The organism is Klebsiella sp. JN_Kp126 (assembly GCF_033843325.1).
In the GTDB taxonomy this organism is placed as follows: Bacteria; Pseudomonadota; Gammaproteobacteria; order Enterobacterales; family Enterobacteriaceae; genus Klebsiella; species Klebsiella michiganensis.
This window is the reverse complement of the sequence record NZ_JAWXQV010000043.1, coordinates 115,149-131,388: the sequence shown is the minus strand read 5'-3', so window position 1 is coordinate 131,388 and position 16,240 is coordinate 115,149. Positions and strand designations below refer to the sequence as shown.

The window sequence follows — 16,240 nt, the reverse complement described above, 5'->3', positions numbered from 1 at the left end:
TTATAACAAAGGATAATGAACATGCAGACCATCTTAAAAATTGACCCTACCGATAACCTGATCGTTGCGCTGCAGGACTTACGCAAAGAGCAGCGGGTTCACTGGAACGATGAAGCCTACGTTCTGCGTAGCGATGTCAAAGCCAAACATAAATTCGCCATCGAAGATATTGCGCCCGGCGATATCGTGTCGCTGTACGGCGTACCGGTCGGCAAAGCGACGCGCCCCATCACCCGCGGCGAAGCCATTACCACTGAGAATATCAAACACTACGCGGCCCCGGTTTCGCTTGACGACGTCGCGCCCTATGACTGGCAGCAGCCGGATGTTTCCGCCTGGCAGCAGCGGACTTTCAAGGGGATCGTGCGCGAAGACGGCCGGGTCGCCACCGCGAACTACTGGCTGGTCATTCCGCTGGTATTCTGTGAAAACCGCAACGTTCAGCGCGTCACCGATGCGCTGAACGACGCCCTCGGCTACGCCAATAACGGCCTGAAAAACTTTGCTCGCCAGGTGACGTCGGCAGGGGCATTAAACGATACCCGGCATCTGCCCTTCCCGCATCTTGACGGCATCCGCTGTATTACCGTCAATTCCGGCTGCGGCGGCGCCACCTCGGACAGCATGACGATGTGCGACGTGCTGGCCGCCTATTCCGATCATCCTAACGTTCTTGGCGTGACGGTCTTCGCCCTCGGCTGTGAAAAAGCGCGAATTGTTGATTTCAACGCCGCGCTGGCGAAGCGCAACCCGAATTTCAACAAACCGATTATTTACTTCAGGCAGCAGGACTGGAGTAGCGAAGAAAAAATGATGCAGGATGCGTTGACCGAAACCTATAACGCGATCCGCGAAGCCCCCGTCGCCGAGCGGCAGGACGTCCCGCTCTCCCACCTCAAAATCGGCGTCAAGTGCGGCGCTTCTGACGGGTTCTCGGGGATCAGCGCTAACCCGGCGATGGGCGAAGTGTCGGATCGTCTTGTCGCCCTCGGCGGCGCGTCGGGGCTGGCGGAATTCCCCGAGCTGTGCGGCGCGGAAGGGGATATCGTGCAACGCTGCGCGACCCGCGAGCTGAAAGAGAAGTTTTTGTCGCTGATGAAAAACTATGAGCATGTCGCGAACTTCTTCGGCACCACCATCGCCGATAACCCCAGCCCGGGAAACATTGCCGATGGGCTGATCACTGACGCCATCAAATCCGCCGGCGCGGCGAAAAAAGGCGGCAGAGCGCCGGTAAGCGCGGTATGCGACTACGCCGAACCGATGGGAGAAAGCGGCCTTTCGCTGGTCTGCACGCCGGGCAACGATGTGGACGCGGTAACGGGCCTGGTCGCGGCGGGGTGCAACGTGGTGATCTTCTCAACCGGGTTGGGTACGCCGACGGGGAACCCTATCGTTCCGGTGCTTAAGGTTTCAACCAACTCCGCGCTGGCGAAAAAGATGCCGGATATTATCGATTATGACTGCGGGCCGATTATCGAAGGCACGCCGCTGGCGGACATCGCCGACGGCCTGTTTGAGAAAATCATCGCTACCGCCAGTGGGACCTGGCGCACCAAAGCGGATGCGCTCGAACAGTATGATTTTATGCTGTGGAAACGCTCTCTGGAGCTGTAGGAATCAAGTAAAACGCCCGGCAGATGCCGGGCGTTTTGTCTTCACTACCCGCCCAGATAGGCGCTGCGTACCGCTTCATTCGCCAGCAGCGCGTCGCCAGTATCCTCAAGCACCACGTGACCGTTTTCCAGCACGTAGCCGCGGTCGGCCAGCTTCAGCGCCTGGTTGGCGTTCTGCTCGACGAGGAAGATGGTCATTCCCTGCTCGCGCAGCTGTTCGATGGTATCGAAGATTTGCTGAATGATAATCGGCGCCAGACCGAGCGAAGGCTCATCCAGCAGCAGCAGGCGCGGCTGGCTCATCAGCGCGCGCCCGATAGCCAGCATCTGCTGCTCGCCGCCGGACATGGTGCCCGCCCGCTGAACCCGGCGCTCATGCAGGCGCGGAAACAGCTCATACACCCATTTGATGCGGGTCTGGAACTGGTCGCGGTCGGCAAAAAAACCGCCCATCGCCAGGTTCTCTTCCACCGTCATCCGCGAGAAAACGCGGCGTCCTTCCGGCACGATCGCCACCGCTTCGCGCATGATTTTCGCCGTCTGCCAGTCGGTAATATCTTTACCGTCGAAAACCACGCGGCCGCTGGAGGCGCGCGGGTCGCCGCACAGGGTACCCAGCAGCGTGGTTTTCCCCGCGCCGTTGGCGCCAATCAGGGTGACAATCTCTCCCTGATTGATATGCAGACTGACGTTGTGCAGCGCCTGGATTTTGCCGTAATGCGCGCTGACGTTGTCAAAAGATAACATCACTTTTTCCATCTTATGCGTCACCACCATTATGCTTCACCTAAATAGGCGCGGATCACGTCCGGGTTGTTGCGGATCTCTTCCGGCGTACCGTTGGCCAGCGGCGTGCCCTGGTTTACCACGTAAATACGATCGGAAATGCCCATCACCAGCTTCATATCGTGCTCAATCAGCAGGATGGTGGTGTTGTGATGGCTGCGCAGCTCGACGATCAGCTCGTCCAGCTCTTTGGTCTCTTTCGGGTTTAGCCCCGCCGCGGGCTCATCCAGCATCAGGATTTCCGGCTGGGTCACCATACAGCGGGCAATCTCCAGACGGCGCTGGTCGCCGTAGGCCAGGTTACTGGCCTGCCGGTTGGCGTGCTCAAGCAGGCCAATACGTTCAAGCCAGGTCGCGGCACGGTCCAGCGCTTCGCTCTGGGCGCGGCGGAAGGATGGCGTCTTCAGCAGGCCGGAGAAAACCCCGGTTTTCAGCTGCTGATGCTGCGCCACCAGCAGGTTTTCAATCACCGTCATTTCGCGGAACAGACGCACGTGCTGGAACGTTCGCACTACACCCATGCGGGCAATCTGCTGGCCCGGCAGCCCTTCCAGATGCTGGTCACGCAGCATAATGGTGCCGCCGGTTGGCTTATAGAAACCGGTCAGACAGTTAAAAACGGTGGTTTTGCCCGCGCCGTTAGGGCCGATAAGCGAAACGATTTCCCGCTCGCGCAGCTCCAGCGACACGTTGTTGACCGCCAGCAGGCCGCCAAAACGCATCATCAGACCGTTTACGGATAATAATGGCTGACTCATGCCTGCTCTCCTTCTTTGGCCTGCCCATTTTTCAGCTTCAGCTGCGGACGGGTCATCGGCAGAAGCCCCTGCGGACGCCAGATCATCATCAGTACCATCAGCGCACCCAGCATCAGCATGCTGTATTCATTGAAATCACGCATCAGCTCGCGCGAGACCACCAGCAGAACCGCCGCCAGGATCACCGCGAACTGGGAGCCCATACCGCCGAGAACCACAATCGCCAGCACAAAGGCCGACTCGGCGAAGGTAAAGGATTCCGGGCTGACGAAGCCCTGACGGGCGGCGAACAGGGTGCCGGCAAAACCGGCAAACGCGGCGCTGATGGTAAAGGCGGTCAGCTTGATGCGCGTCGGGCTGAGGCCCAGCGAGCGGCAGGCAATCTCATCTTCGCGCAGCGCTTCCCACGCGCGGCCCAGCGGCATACGCAGCAGGCGATTAATCACGAACAGGCTTAACACCACCAGCAGCAGAGCGACCAGGTAGAGGAAAATCACGCGATCGGAGGGATCGTACTTCACGCCGAAGAAGTTGCTGAACGTATCCCAGCCGCCTTCGCGGGCGCTGCGGCTGAATTCAAGGCCGAACAGCGTCGGTTTCGGGATCTGGCTGATGCCGTTCGGGCCACCGGTTATTTCGGTGTTGTTAAGCAGCAGGATGCGCACGATTTCGCCAAAGCCAAGCGTGACAATCGCCAGATAGTCGCCGCGCAGGCGCAGGACCGGGAAGCCAAGCAGGAAGCCCGCCGCCGCCGACACCAGCCCCGCCAGCGGCAGGCAGGTCCAGAAGCCCAGACCGTAATAGTGGTTCAGCAGCGCGAAGGTGTAGGCGCCGATGGCGTAGAAACCGCCGTAGCCCAGCACCAGCAGGCCGGAAAGCCCCACCACCACGTTAAGGCCCAGGCCGAGGATGATATAGATCATCGTCAGGGTAGCGATATCCACCGTCCCGCGCGACACCATAAACGGCCACGCCACGGCGATAACCAGCAGGGCGATCAGGAACAGCTTCTGTTTTACCGTCGAACCGTCGATAGCCGGCAGAATAAACTTCGGCCCGGAGACGTTCTTCATGGTTTTCTGGAAAACGGGACGCAGCAGCTGGAAGAAGAAAACCACTGCGGTACCGATATAGATCCACTGCCAGCGGATATCGGCGGCGGTATCCACCACCAGCTTCGTGCCGTCAAGCTCCAGCTGCACGCCCATAAAGACGCCCGCCAGGATAAAGAACATCACCGCGGACAGCAGCGCCATCGCAAAATGCATCGGTTTCATACTTTTTCTACCTCCGGACGGCCCAGGATACCGGTAGGCATCACCAGCAGAACCAGGATCAGCAGCGCGAAGGAGACCACGTCTTTATATTCCGTACTGAGATAGGCAGAAGAGAGCGCTTCGGCGATACCGAGGATCAGCCCGCCGATCATCGCCCCGGGAATGCTGCCGATGCCGCCCAACACCGCGGCGGTGAAGGCCTTCATCCCGGCCATAAAGCCGATGTACGGGTTGATTACGCCGTAGAACTGACCGAGCAGAACGCCGGCAACCGCCGCCATTGCCGCGCCGATCACAAACGTCAGCGCAATCACCCGGTCGGTGTTGATGCCGAGCAGACTGGCCATTTTCAGGTCTTCAGCGCAGGCGCGGCAGGCGCGCCCCATGCGGGAATAGCGGATAAACAGCGTCAGCGCCAGCATGGCGATAAACGTCACGACCCAGATAACCAGCTGCATGGTGGTGATGGTGGCGGTGAAGTTATCGCTGCTGCCTACCGTCCACTGGCCGTTGAACAGGCTCGGCAGCGCGACATCGCGCGAACCTTCCGTCAGGCTGACGTAGTTTTGCAGGAAGATGGACATCCCGATGGCGGAGATCAGCGCAATCAGGCGTTTTGAGCTGCGCACCGGCCGGTAGGCCACGCGTTCGATACTCCAGCCGTAGGCGCTGGCAATCACGATAGCGCCGACGAATCCGGCGGCAACCAGCAGCCAGCTGGTATCGATACCCATCATCATCAGGGCGGCAATGATCATGAAGGAGACGTAGCTGCCAATCATATAGACCTCGCCGTGGGCGAAGTTGATCATACCGATAATGCCGTACACCATGGTATAGCCGATGGCAATCAGCGCGTAGGTGCTTCCCAGCGTGACGCCGTTAAACATCTGCTGCAGAAAATAGAGAAACTGCTCGGACATAAGGTAACCTTTTTCTACCCGCCCGCTTTGCACGGGCGGTGGGATAACTTGTCTTATGGCTTATTTCGCGAGGGTGGATGACCCGTCAGCGTGCCACTGGAAGACACCAAATTCAAATCCCTTCAAATCGCCTTTTTCGTCCCAATTCAGCGGCCCAATCACGGTTTTCGCGCCGTGAGCTTTTAGATCTTTGATTAAATCCAGCGGCTCCTGGCTTCCGGCCCGGTCCATCGCCTGCGCCAGCGACTGCACGGCGGCGTAGGTGATCCAGACATACGGACCGCTCGGGTCTTTCTTCTCGGCTTTGAGCGCGTCAACGATAGCGCTGTTGGCCGGGTCCTGGTCATAGCGTTTTGGCATCGTCACCAGCATGCCTTCCGCCGCATCGCCCGCGATGTTGGACAGCGACGCGTTACCCACGCCTTCCGGGCCCATAAACACGGTTTTCAGGCCCACGGAGCGCGCCTGGCGCAGCATCTGGCCCATTTCCGGGTAGTAGCCGCCGTAGTAAACGAAGTCGATATTCTCTTTTTTCAGGCGCGCCAGCAGCGCGGAGAAGTCTTTTTCACCGGCGGTAATGCCGTCGAAGAAGACGATATTCGCGCCGCCTTTTTTCAGGCTATCCTGGACGGAACGCGCCAGGCCTTCGCCGTACTGCTGCTTATCATGAATGATAGCAATACGCTGCGGCTTGACGGTTTCCATGATGTATTTTGCGGCGGTCGGCCCCTGCGAAGAGTCCAGACCGGCGGTACGCATGATGTACTGATAGCCGCGCTGGGTCAGCTCCGGGTTGGTCGCGCCCGGGGAGATCATCAGAATGCCTTCATCTTCATAGATATCGGATGCCGGCTGGGTGGAAGAAGAGCAGAGGTGGCCGATAACGTACTGAATGCCGTCATTGACGATTTTGTTCGCCACCGCAACGGCCTGTTTCGGGTCGCAGGCGTCATCGTACTCCACGGCAACCAGCTTATCGCCCTTGATGCCGCCCTGGGCATTAATATCTTTGATCGCCTGACGCGCGCCGTTGAATTCCATATCGCCCCACTGGGCTACCGGGCCAGACATCGCGCCAACAACGGCGACCTTAATATCTTTGGCAAAAGCCGCCTGGGACATCGCCAGTGCGACTAACCCCGCGATAACCGTTTTCGCGTTCCTTTTCATGCTGCAGAACCCCGTTCGTGATGTGGTGTAAATATTTTGTATTTTTATGGTTAAAAAGCATTCTGTACTTTTATTAAACAACGCTACTTTTACCATTATCTTTAATGGTTTAGCGAGGTTTTTTGCCTGAATACAGAGTAAAATCTCTATTTTTCAGGCGATTAAGCAAAGATAATATTCTGTATTTGCTGGAAGATAAACAAAAAAAGTCCAGTAAACAGCATAAAATAACGATACATAAGGCGGAATAAAACGCTACATTTTAGGTTAAAATTCTGCTTATTTTTCGATCCATGATGAATTGCTCTACCCTGCTCCTTCCAGGAAAACGAATCCCCTGATGAACAGGCAAAAAACGGCGCTCCGCCTGGCGGGGAATTTGGATACACTAACGCCTCTGTTTTGACTGGACCCTCGCGTATGAAACTGACCATTATTCGTTTACAGCACTTCAGCGATCAGGATCGCATCGACTTAGGTAAAATCTGGCCGTCGCAGGATCTCGCGGCGCTGGCTCTGGATGAGAGCCATCGTATTTATGCCGCCCGCTTCAATGAGCGCCTGCTGGCCGCGGTTCGCGTAACGCTAAACGGCGTTGAGGGCGAACTCAGCGCGCTGTGCGTGCGTGAAGTGACCCGCCGTCGCGGCGTCGGACAGTATTTAGTGGAAGAGGTGCTAAGGGATAACCCGGAAATCAGCAGCTGGCGCATCGCGGATGCCGACGCGGAAGACCGCGGCGTGATGGCGGCGTTTATGCAGGCGCTGGGCTTTAACGCGCAAACCGGCGGTTGGGTAAAAAAGCAATAAATCGGCCGAAAGAAGGCTGAACATTCCCGGGTTGCGGCGTAACGCCTTACCCGGGCTACAAAAAACCAGACCGCACCAGCCTGTAGCCCGGGTAAGCGCAGCGCGACCCGGGAAGAAACCGCACCAATGCATCAACCCCGGCGCATTCCCCGGGTTGCGGCGTAACGCCTTACCCGGGCTACCGACTAAAAAAGGCAACTTACGTTGCCTTTTTGCTTTTACCTTTCTCCTCACCTATGCGAAGAGGCAAGGATCAACTGATTTAACCAAGAATTTCGCGTTGCAGAAAGGCGTCAAGACCCGAAATCCCCGGGAGCTTACATCAGTAAGTGACCGGGGTTGAGGGGCGCAGACAACGCATCTGCGGCGTGAAAGGCGCAGGTTAAATTATTTGGCGTCGGTCGCCGTACCATTAGCATGCCAGGTAAACACGCCGAACTCGAAGCCCTTCAGATCGCCCTTCTCGTTCCAGGTGAGCGGCCCCATTACGGTGTCGACCGTTGCGCCCTTCAGGTATTTAGCGATTTCAGCCGGATCTTCAGACTGATTCAGGCCTGCTTGCAGCGACTGCAGCGCGGCATAGGTGGTCCACACGAACGCGCCGCTTGGATCCTGTTTCTTCGCTTTGATCGCATCCACAATCGGTTTGTTCGCCGGAACCTGATCGTAGTTCTTCGGCTTGGTGACCAGCATACCTTCCGCAGAAGCGCCCGCGATGTTAGACAGCGACACGTTCGCTACCCCTTCCGGCCCCATAAACTGCGTTTTCAGGCCAGCGGCGCGAGACTGACGCAGGATCTGCCCCATCTCCGGGTGGTAGCCGCCGTAGTAGACGAAGTCGATATTCTCTTTCTTCAGACGCGCCACCAGGGTAGAGAAGTCTTTCTCACCGGCGGTGATACCGTCAAAGAACACCACGTTAGCACCGCCCTTCTTCAGGTTATCCTGTACCGCGCGGGCCAGGCCCTCGCCATACTGCTGTTTGTCGTGGACAATCGCGATGCGCTGCGGCTTCACTTTTTCCAGGATGTATTTGGCAGCGGTTGGCCCCTGATCGGAGTCCAGACCGGTGGTGCGCAGAATCAGATGATAGCCGCGAGCCGTCAGCTCCGGCGCGGTGGCCGCCGGGGTGATCATCAGCACGCCTTCATCTTCATAGATATCAGACGCCGGCTGGGTGGAAGAAGAGCACAGGTGACCGATAACGTATTTGATACCGTCGTTAATCACTTTGTTAGCGACGGCAACCGCTTGTTTCGGGTCACAGGCGTCGTCGTATTTTACCATCTGCAGCTTATTGCCTTTGATACCGCCTTTGGCGTTGATATCGGCAATGGCCTGCTCTGCGCCAGTAAACTCCTGGTCACCGTACTGCGCTACCGGACCGGACATCGCGCCAACGACGGCGACTTTGATATCTTCGGCCATTGCCGCACCGCTCATGATTAAGGCAATACATCCTGCCAGTAACGCTTTACCCTTCATATTCATCCTGAGGCTCCCCATTATTATGGTTTTTGCATTTGTTGTGATGTTGTTTATTAGCGCATTATTCTAATTAGACACATAAGAAAAGCATATGATAGTTAGATTAGGGTCTGCCGCCTGCGCTTTTGCAGCACACTATGCTAAACATACCGTCATTCAGGAGAATTGGAAACGATAAAATTGCGGAGTATGTAACAGATAAGTGACAAATAAAAACCCGCGCCGGAATAAACCGAACGCGGGGGCATGAGCAACGCGACTACCAGCCCGCAGGCAGGTAGCCAAAGGCCGAAGCGATGGCGTAGGCGGCGCTGCAAAGATAGAGCAATACGATGAAGATCTGGATTAAGGGATGCGTGATTAGCGCCGGGCAGGTCCAGCCGGGGGTGATGTCACCCTGCCGACGCGAGCCTTTGAGGATCAGGATCGGCATGATAGATAAAATCACCCCGCTAAATACCCCGGCAAAATAGAGCGCGTTCACGAAGGACACCATCCCGCTATAGGCCAGAATAAAAGGCGGCACGGCGACCACTAACAGCACCTTAAAGCGTTTGAACGGCTGCTCGTCGTTGCCCAGGCGAAACTGATCGAAAATATTGGTCAGGAAGCTTCCGCCCAGCCCCCAATAGGAGGTCAGCATCGCGCAGAGCGCAAAAAGATTTGCCGAGAAGAAAGCCCACTCGCCGAGCGCCCTGCCCCAGGAAATGGTTGCCACATCAGAAATATTATCCAGCCCGCTTAATGCAATCACCGAAAGCGGGACCAGCGCCAGCAGGCAAAAGGTTAATAACATCCCCACCATAATGGCCTTCGGCAGCTTCTCCGGTTTATCGGCGAAGCCGCGCGCCATTTCCGGCACGATATACTGCGCGGAGAAGCAGAACGCGACCACATTAAACACTGGCACCATATACAGCCAGTTACCTTCAAGTAAATAACTCACGCTCGCGGTTTCTTTCAGCAACGTCGCGGCAACCAAAATGGTTATCATAACGACCATGCCGATACTGATGAATTTCTCACCCCGGCCAATCGCCTTCAGGCCAAGATAAAGCACCCCGGCCGCCGGAATAAAAAACAGTGCGCTGCCCAGGGCAGGCGAGATGCCGAATAACGAATGCAGGAGTTTACCGCTGCCGGTCATATAAGCCGTCAGCGCGCCGACGCTGTTGACGCAAACGGAGAGGAACATCATCAATGCCCCGAAGCGGCCAACATAACGCTGCGACAGGCCGCTGAGCTGTAAATGCTTGCGGGTACGCAGCGTCGACTCTGCGACATAGAGCATGGTAATAGTCGTCAGGCTACCGACAACAACGAGCCAAAACAGCAGCGGCAGAAAGCCCGCTTTGCTGGAGGCATAGGCGATGGATAGCACCCCAGCACCGATATTGGTGCCGACGATCATCGACACGCCTTCGATGAAACTGAGGGATTTTGCAGGTACAGCGGTACGTTCCCGGCTCGTCAGAACCGAAGAAAAGGTGGAGTTGTCAGACATAATATTTTCCGTTTTATTCCGGCAACGTGCGCCGCCGGAAAAAAGGTGATATCAGGGTGAAATACCACTCACGCTGAGCATGAATAACCAGACTGCGGCTTCCTGTTTCTGTTGGGCTTCCCTACCGCCGCAGATGGATGTAAGACTGACTAGCCCTTCAGCACGCGGGCCAAAATATCCAGCGCCTTCGTAAACTGCGCATCCGGAATCGTTAACGGATAGAGGAAGCGAATAACGTTGCCATAGACGCCGCAGCTCAGCAGCAGCAGGCCGTTCTCCTGGGCTTGTTGCTGGATTTGACGGGTGATCTCCGCCGACGGCTCGCCGGTTTGCGGATCGTTAAACTCCACCGCCACCATCGACCCCTGGCCGCGTACGTCAGCAATCGCCGGGCAGCTTTGACGCGCCTGATTCAGCACCTCTTTCAGATGGCTGCCTAAGCGCTCAGCGCGCTGGCACAGCTGTTCTTCTTCAATCACGTCCAGCACCGCGTGCGCCGCCGCGACCGCCAGCGGGTTACCGGCATAGGTGCCGCCCAGACCGCCCGGCGCAGGCGCATCCATCACCTCGGCGCGACCTACCACGCCGGAGAGCGGGAAACCGCCGGCCAGGCTTTTGGCCATCGTCATCAGGTCAGGCTTCACATCATAGTGCTGCATCGCAAATAGCTTGCCGGTGCGCGCAAAACCGGTTTGTACTTCATCGGCAATCAGCAGAATGCCGTGGGTATCGCACAGCGCGCGCAGCGCCTGCATAAACTCAGGCGGGGCAACGTTAAAGCCGCCTTCCCCCTGAATCGGCTCCAGCACAATCGCCGCCACCTGATCGGCCGCGATATCGGCTTTGAAAATGCGCTCCAGGCTCTTCATCGCGTCGGCGGTGGTAATGCCATGGGCGGCGTTAGGGTAGACGGCGTGATAAACCGAGCCCGGGAACGGGCCGAAACCAATCTTGTAAGGCGCCACTTTGCCGGTCAGCGCCATGGTCATAAACGTACGGCCGTGGAAGCCGCCGCCGAAGGTAATCAACCCCGGACGGCCGGTATAAGCGCGCGCGATTTTCACCGCGTTTTCAACGGCTTCCGCCCCGGTGGTAAAGAACGCCGTTTTTGCCGGACCGTCAATCGGCGCCAGTTCGTTAATCCGCTCGGCCAGCGTGACATAGCTTTCGTACGGGACAATCTGGTAAGCCGTGTGGGTAAAGGCCTGCAGCTGTTGTTCAACGGCGGCAACGATTTTGGGGTGGCGATGGCCGGTATTCAGCACCGCGATGCCGGCGGCGAAATCGATCACCTCATTCCCTTCAACATCCCACAGCGTAGCGTTCTCCGCTTTCTCAACAAAGTAGCTGCACATCACCCCTACGCCGCGCGGAGTCGCCTGCTGGCGACGCTGATTCAGTTCTGAACTTTTCACCGAGAATCTCCTGTCATGTGTGTCACGTTATCGCAACAAATCCGAAACTATGTCGTTTATTTACACAGGATTTGGCCCTATAATCGAGTACCAATTCAGATTATCTGAGGGATCCAATTGCGTTCGCTTATCGCAGACCTGGTGCTGGTCAGATTGCAGAAAGAAACCGATCCGCTCCTGCACAAGCGCCTTTACAAGGCGATTCGCCACGCCATTCTGGATGGTTCTCTCCCGCCCCATAGCCGCCTGCCCCCTTCACGGGATCTGGCGGGAGAGCTGAAAATGTCTCGCAACACAATTTTAACAGTTTACGAACAATTGCTGGCTGAGGGGTATGTCGTGTCCCGTCGCGGCAGCGGAACATTCGTCGCGAAAACGCTGCCCGATATGTTTCTTCCAACCAGCAGCGCCAGTGAAAGCAGCCCTGCGCCAGCAGCCAGCGCGCCCATCTCCCGACGCGGCCAGCATCTGCTGGGGCACATCAGCGCCAGCCCGCGTCAGTGGGGGGCATTTATCCCCGGCGTACCGGACGTCAATGCGTTTCCCCACCCGCTGTTCAGTAAAATCCAGGCGCGTATCAGCCGCCGTCCAAAACCCGAACAGCTCAGCTATAGCTGTAACGGCGGAACGGCCGAGCTGCAGCACGCGTTGGTGGACTATCTGAGAGTAGCGCGCGGCGTTCAGTGCCAGGCAGATCAAATTCTTATTACTGAAGGGATCCATCAGGCTATCGACCTGATCACCCGCATGCTGTGCGACCGCGGCGATCTCGCCTGGGTGGAGGAGCCGTCCTACTGGGGCATTCGCCATGTGCTGGCGATGAATGAAGTGCGGGCCGAGCCCGTGGTGGTTGATGCCAGCGGCCTGTGCCCGCCCGAAAGCATAGCCGAAGCCCCGCGGCTGATCTTCGTTACGCCATCCCATCAGTACCCCCTCGGCGCGGTAATGAGCCTTGAGCGCCGACAGCGCCTGCTCACCCTGGCCCATCAGCACGGCAGCTGGATTGTGGAAGATGATTACGACAGCGAGTTTCGCTTTTCCGGTCAGCCGATCCCGGCGCTACAGGGCTTAGTCCCCGAAGCGCCGGTGGTCTACGTCGGTACGTTCAGTAAAACGCTCTACCCGGGGCTGCGGCTGGGCTACGTCGTGCTGCCTCGACCATTGGCGGCTGAACTCAAAAACGCCCACGCCGAGCTCTACCGCGGCGGCCATTCGCTTATCCAGCTGGCGCTGGCGGAATTTATCAACGCCGGTCATTACTCGGCGCATATTCGCCGCATGCGCCTGCTCTACAGCCGCCGTCGCGTCTTTTTGACCGAGCTGATTCAGCGGCACTGCGGGCCGCACGCGCTGTCGGACTTCAGCGATAATGCCGGACTGCATTTGATCCTGAATTTGCCGGATGAGGCGGATGACGTGGCGATTGCCCGCGATGCCAACGCGCGCCATATTTTAGTGCGTCCGCTGTCGCGCTATTACCTGACGGCGCAGCGGAAGAAAGGGCTGTTGATGGGTTTTGCTTCGCAGCCGGAAACGCAGATGGAACCGGCGTTCAACGTCCTGCTTGAGTGTTTGAAAATGCACTGCCCGCAGGCGCTGGCGGAGGCAGAAAAACAAAACGCCCCATCGTAATGTGGGGCGTTATCGGGGGACTGGCGCTCAGATTAGGCTTCGATAGCGGCGCGCAGTTTTTTCATGGCGTTCTTTTCAAGCTGACGTACACGTTCAGCCGACACGCCGTAGCGGTCTGCCAGCTCCTGCAGCGTGGACTTGTTGTCTTCGTCCAGCCAGCGGGCGCGGATGATGTCCTGGCTACGTTCGTCAAGACCCTGCATCGCGTCGGTCAGCTTGTTTGCCGCCTGCTCTTCCCAGTTATCGTCTTCAATGCCGTCGGCAAAGTTAGACGTTTTATCCTGCAGATAGAGCACCGGCGCCATCGGCTGGCTATCGGACTCGTCATCCGACGACATGTCGAAGGTCATGTCCTGCGCCGCCATACGTGACTCCATCTCACGCACGTCTTTGCTCGACACGCCCAGCTCGCGGGCCACCATTTCGACTTCATCCTGGTTAAACCAGCCCAGACGCTGCTTGGTTTTGCGCAGGTTAAAGAACAGCTTACGCTGTGCTTTCGTGGTCGCGACCTTCACGATACGCCAGTTACGCAGCACGTATTCATGAATTTCCGCTTTGATCCAGTGCACGGCGAAGGAAACCAGACGCACGCCCACTTCCGGGTTAAAACGGCGCACGGCTTTCATCAGGCCAATGTTGCCTTCCTGAATCAGATCCGCCTGCGGCAGGCCATAGCCCGAGTAGTTACGAGCAATATGAACAACAAAGCGCAGGTGAGACAGGATCAGCTTTTTCGCTGCTTCCAGATCGCCCTGGTAATGCAGCTTTTCAGCAAGCTCCCGCTCTTCATCAGCCGATAACATCGGCCAAGTGTTAGCAGCCCGGATGTACGATTCCAGGTTACCAACGGGGGCTAAGGCTAAAGTTTGCATATCTTTGGTCATTCAAATCCTCTCAATCGATATCTTCTGGCATCTTTCTGTCCTCACAACGGAGCAACAAACATGCCAGCATTGATGAGCAACGAGAATATCACTCACATTAGTATCAGACAGTGATTTTATCCACAAGTTCCATGCAATGATGTGAATAGATTACGCACAAAATGTGACATGGTTATGAAGTTTAGGGAAGCGTCGACAGGGACTCTTTCCCTGCAGAGAGATATTCAGTGCAGGGAAAGATTATACCAGATTTTTACTACTCGGGAGTAAAGTGACGTAAATGTTGAACGGTTGCCAGCCAGGCGGCGACCCAGCCAATCATCGAGCAAACAATCAGCATCAGCAGGCACTCGTCAAAGCCTAAGCCGCTGAGTTCAAACTGCGTGCCGAAGACTTTCGCCACTTCGGTGACCGCCGACGACAGGCGCATGACCATAATTTCCGACAGGATCAGCGACAGAAACGCGCCGGAGAACCCCAGCAGCGCCCCACCGTAAAGGAACGGACGCAGAATAAAGCCGTCGGTCGCGCCAATCAGTTTCTGCACGTTAATGGTATCGCGGCGGGCGAAGATGCTCAGACGCACGCTGTTGCCGATCACCAGGAAGACCGCCGCCACCATCAGTACGCCGATCATCGCCGAAACGCGTCCGACCAGCCCGGTCAGCGACGAGAGCCGCGCAAACCAGCTGTCATCCATACGCACTTCATCAACGCCCTGCACGTGGCTCACGCGGTCGCGCAGCGTGTTCAGCGCTTCAACGCTCTGGAAATCAATCTTCGGCACCACGATCGCCACCGCCGGCAGCGGGTTCTCTTCCAGCATATCCAGCGCGCCGCCGAAGCCTGACCAGTTGCGGAATTCGCCAAGGGCTTCATCGCGCGACAGATAGTTAACCTTCTCGACGCCCTGCTCCGCCTGCAGCTGGCCGACTACCCGAGCAGCGGCGTCGTCATCCAGCGTTTTTTCCAGATAAACGGTGATTTGCGGCGTGGGATAATACTGCGACGCCGCGGTGCTGACGTTTTTGTAGACCATGTAGCACACGCTTGGCAGGGTCAACGAAATGGCGATCACCATCACCGTCAGAAACGTCGCCAGCGGCGTGCTTTTCAGATCCTGTACCGCGCCGTGCCAGGCGTAGCGCACCTGTTCATTGAATACGTTGCTCTTGCGGGAAGCCGGATTCGGCGCCGCTTTTGGCCGCTTCGACGCATTGCGCCCGCCGCTACCGCCCGCTCCGCCCGCATTGCGGAAACGGTCGAATCGATTGCCGAATCGGCGAATGTGGTTCATTGCCTCGCGCTTATTCACCGATGTGGCCTCCATGCATATGCCCCTCGCTGAGGGACAGGACGCGGTACGGACGACTGGAGATAAGCCCCAGGTCATGCGTCGCCATCAGCACCGTCACCCCAACGCGGTTAAACTCTTCAAACAGACGTAAGATCCCTTCCGACAGCGCCTCGTCGAGGTTACCTGTCGGTTCATCCGCCAGCAGGACCGCAGGTTTGTTCACCACCGCGCGGGCGATGCCCACGCGCTGTTGTTCCCCGCCTGAAAGCTGAATCGGCAGGTTTTTCGCTTTGTCCAGCAGCCCGACTTTATCCAGCGCCGCCGAGACGCGACGACGGATATCATCCCCGCTGGCGCCGGCGATAATCAGCGGGATCGCTACATTATCGTAAACGGTTCGGTCCATCAGCAGATGGTGGTCCTGGAAAATCATGCCAATCTGACGGCGCAAAAACGGCACCTCGCGGCTTTTCAGGCGGCTAATATCATGGCCGCCGAAAAGGATTTTGCCGGCGCTGGGCCGTTCGATACCGCAGATAAGCTTCAGCAGGGTACTTTTCCCCGCGCCGGAATGGCCGGTCAGAAACGCCATCTCGCCCGCCTGCAGGTGGAACGTCACCCCCTGCAGCGCTTGTCTCCCACCGAGATAGGCTTTGCTGACTTGTTCAAAGCGAATCATT

At 57.3% G+C, this 16,240-nt stretch carries 14 protein-coding genes; 3 read left to right on the top strand and 11 right to left on the bottom strand.

Annotated features, from left to right (window positions below):
• The first annotated feature begins 21 nt into the window (after nucleotides 1–21).
• Nucleotides 22–1,617, top strand: coding sequence for a UxaA family hydrolase (locus SIK97_RS04250; protein WP_032751573.1), 1,596 nt, complete (start codon nucleotides 22–24; stop codon nucleotides 1,615–1,617).
• A 44-nt stretch (nucleotides 1,618–1,661) separates the two neighbouring features.
• On the opposite strand, the gene livF is transcribed toward SIK97_RS04250, so the two are convergent.
• The 5 genes from livF to livK are packed head-to-tail and all read right to left on the bottom strand — an operon-like array spanning nucleotide 1,662 to nucleotide 6,530.
• Nucleotides 1,662–2,375: a high-affinity branched-chain amino acid ABC transporter ATP-binding protein LivF gene (livF, locus tag SIK97_RS04245; protein ID WP_004126158.1), complete on the bottom strand. Its 714-nt coding sequence runs from the start codon at nucleotides 2,373–2,375 to the stop codon at nucleotides 1,662–1,664.
• 17 nt (nucleotides 2,376–2,392) lie between these two features.
• Nucleotides 2,393–3,160 (bottom strand): high-affinity branched-chain amino acid ABC transporter ATP-binding protein LivG, encoded by a 768-nt coding sequence (gene livG / locus SIK97_RS04240; RefSeq protein WP_004855045.1) that lies wholly within the window; start codon nucleotides 3,158–3,160, stop codon nucleotides 2,393–2,395.
• Complete coding sequence (gene livM, locus SIK97_RS04235) at nucleotides 3,157–4,437, bottom strand: branched chain amino acid ABC transporter permease LivM (protein WP_032751575.1); 1,281 nt, start codon at nucleotides 4,435–4,437, stop codon at nucleotides 3,157–3,159. The genes livG and livM overlap by 4 nt, the downstream gene beginning before the upstream one ends.
• Nucleotides 4,434–5,360, bottom strand: coding sequence for a high-affinity branched-chain amino acid ABC transporter permease LivH (gene livH / locus SIK97_RS04230; protein WP_014227088.1), 927 nt, complete (start codon nucleotides 5,358–5,360; stop codon nucleotides 4,434–4,436). The genes livM and livH overlap by 4 nt, the downstream gene beginning before the upstream one ends.
• Nucleotides 5,361–5,420: 60 nt before the next feature.
• Nucleotides 5,421–6,530: a high-affinity branched-chain amino acid ABC transporter substrate-binding protein LivK gene (gene livK / locus SIK97_RS04225; protein WP_032751577.1), complete on the bottom strand. Its 1,110-nt coding sequence runs from the start codon at nucleotides 6,528–6,530 to the stop codon at nucleotides 5,421–5,423.
• Between the two features lie 420 nt (nucleotides 6,531–6,950).
• Here livK and panM point away from each other — a divergent pair, with 420 nt between their 5' ends.
• The gene (gene panM / locus SIK97_RS04220) at nucleotides 6,951–7,337 is read left to right on the top strand and encodes an aspartate 1-decarboxylase autocleavage activator PanM (RefSeq protein ID WP_032751578.1); all 387 of its coding nucleotides are present in this window, start codon (nucleotides 6,951–6,953) and stop codon (nucleotides 7,335–7,337) included.
• Between the two features lie 387 nt (nucleotides 7,338–7,724).
• Here panM and livJ read toward each other — a convergent pair whose 3' ends face one another.
• The 3 genes from livJ to SIK97_RS04205 form a co-directional block, all read right to left on the bottom strand.
• Complete coding sequence (livJ, locus tag SIK97_RS04215; protein ID WP_025106851.1) at nucleotides 7,725–8,828, bottom strand: branched chain amino acid ABC transporter substrate-binding protein LivJ; 1,104 nt, start codon at nucleotides 8,826–8,828, stop codon at nucleotides 7,725–7,727.
• Between the two features lie 256 nt (nucleotides 8,829–9,084).
• Nucleotides 9,085–10,329, bottom strand: a complete 1,245-nt coding sequence (locus SIK97_RS04210) for an aromatic amino acid transport family protein (RefSeq protein WP_047722847.1) — start codon at nucleotides 10,327–10,329, stop codon at nucleotides 9,085–9,087.
• A 149-nt stretch (nucleotides 10,330–10,478) separates the two neighbouring features.
• Nucleotides 10,479–11,744, bottom strand: a complete 1,266-nt coding sequence (locus SIK97_RS04205; RefSeq protein WP_032751581.1) for a 4-aminobutyrate--2-oxoglutarate transaminase — start codon at nucleotides 11,742–11,744, stop codon at nucleotides 10,479–10,481.
• Between the two features lie 117 nt (nucleotides 11,745–11,861).
• On the opposite strand from SIK97_RS04205, the gene SIK97_RS04200 reads away from it, so the two are divergent.
• Nucleotides 11,862–13,376 carry a PLP-dependent aminotransferase family protein gene (locus SIK97_RS04200; protein ID WP_032751582.1) on the top strand — a complete coding sequence of 505 codons (1,515 nt, stop codon included), beginning with the start codon at nucleotides 11,862–11,864 and terminating at the stop codon, nucleotides 13,374–13,376.
• 32 nt (nucleotides 13,377–13,408) lie between these two features.
• On the opposite strand, the gene rpoH is transcribed toward SIK97_RS04200, so the two are convergent.
• The 3 genes from rpoH to ftsE all read right to left on the bottom strand — a co-directional run bounded on the left by rpoH (nucleotide 13,409) and on the right by ftsE (nucleotide 16,239).
• A complete protein-coding gene (rpoH, locus tag SIK97_RS04195) occupies nucleotides 13,409–14,263 on the bottom strand; it encodes an RNA polymerase sigma factor RpoH (RefSeq protein WP_004106554.1) in 855 nt (284 codons plus the stop codon).
• Nucleotides 14,264–14,519: 256 nt separating this feature from the next.
• Nucleotides 14,520–15,578, bottom strand: coding sequence for a permease-like cell division protein FtsX (ftsX, locus tag SIK97_RS04190; RefSeq protein WP_025106848.1), 1,059 nt, complete (start codon nucleotides 15,576–15,578; stop codon nucleotides 14,520–14,522).
• On the bottom strand, nucleotides 15,571–16,239 hold the full coding sequence (ftsE, locus tag SIK97_RS04185) for a cell division ATP-binding protein FtsE (protein WP_004106557.1): 669 nt from the start codon (nucleotides 16,237–16,239) through the stop codon (nucleotides 15,571–15,573). Before ftsE ends, ftsX begins: the two co-directional genes overlap by 8 nt.
• Between the last annotated feature and the right edge of the window lies 1 nt (nucleotide 16,240).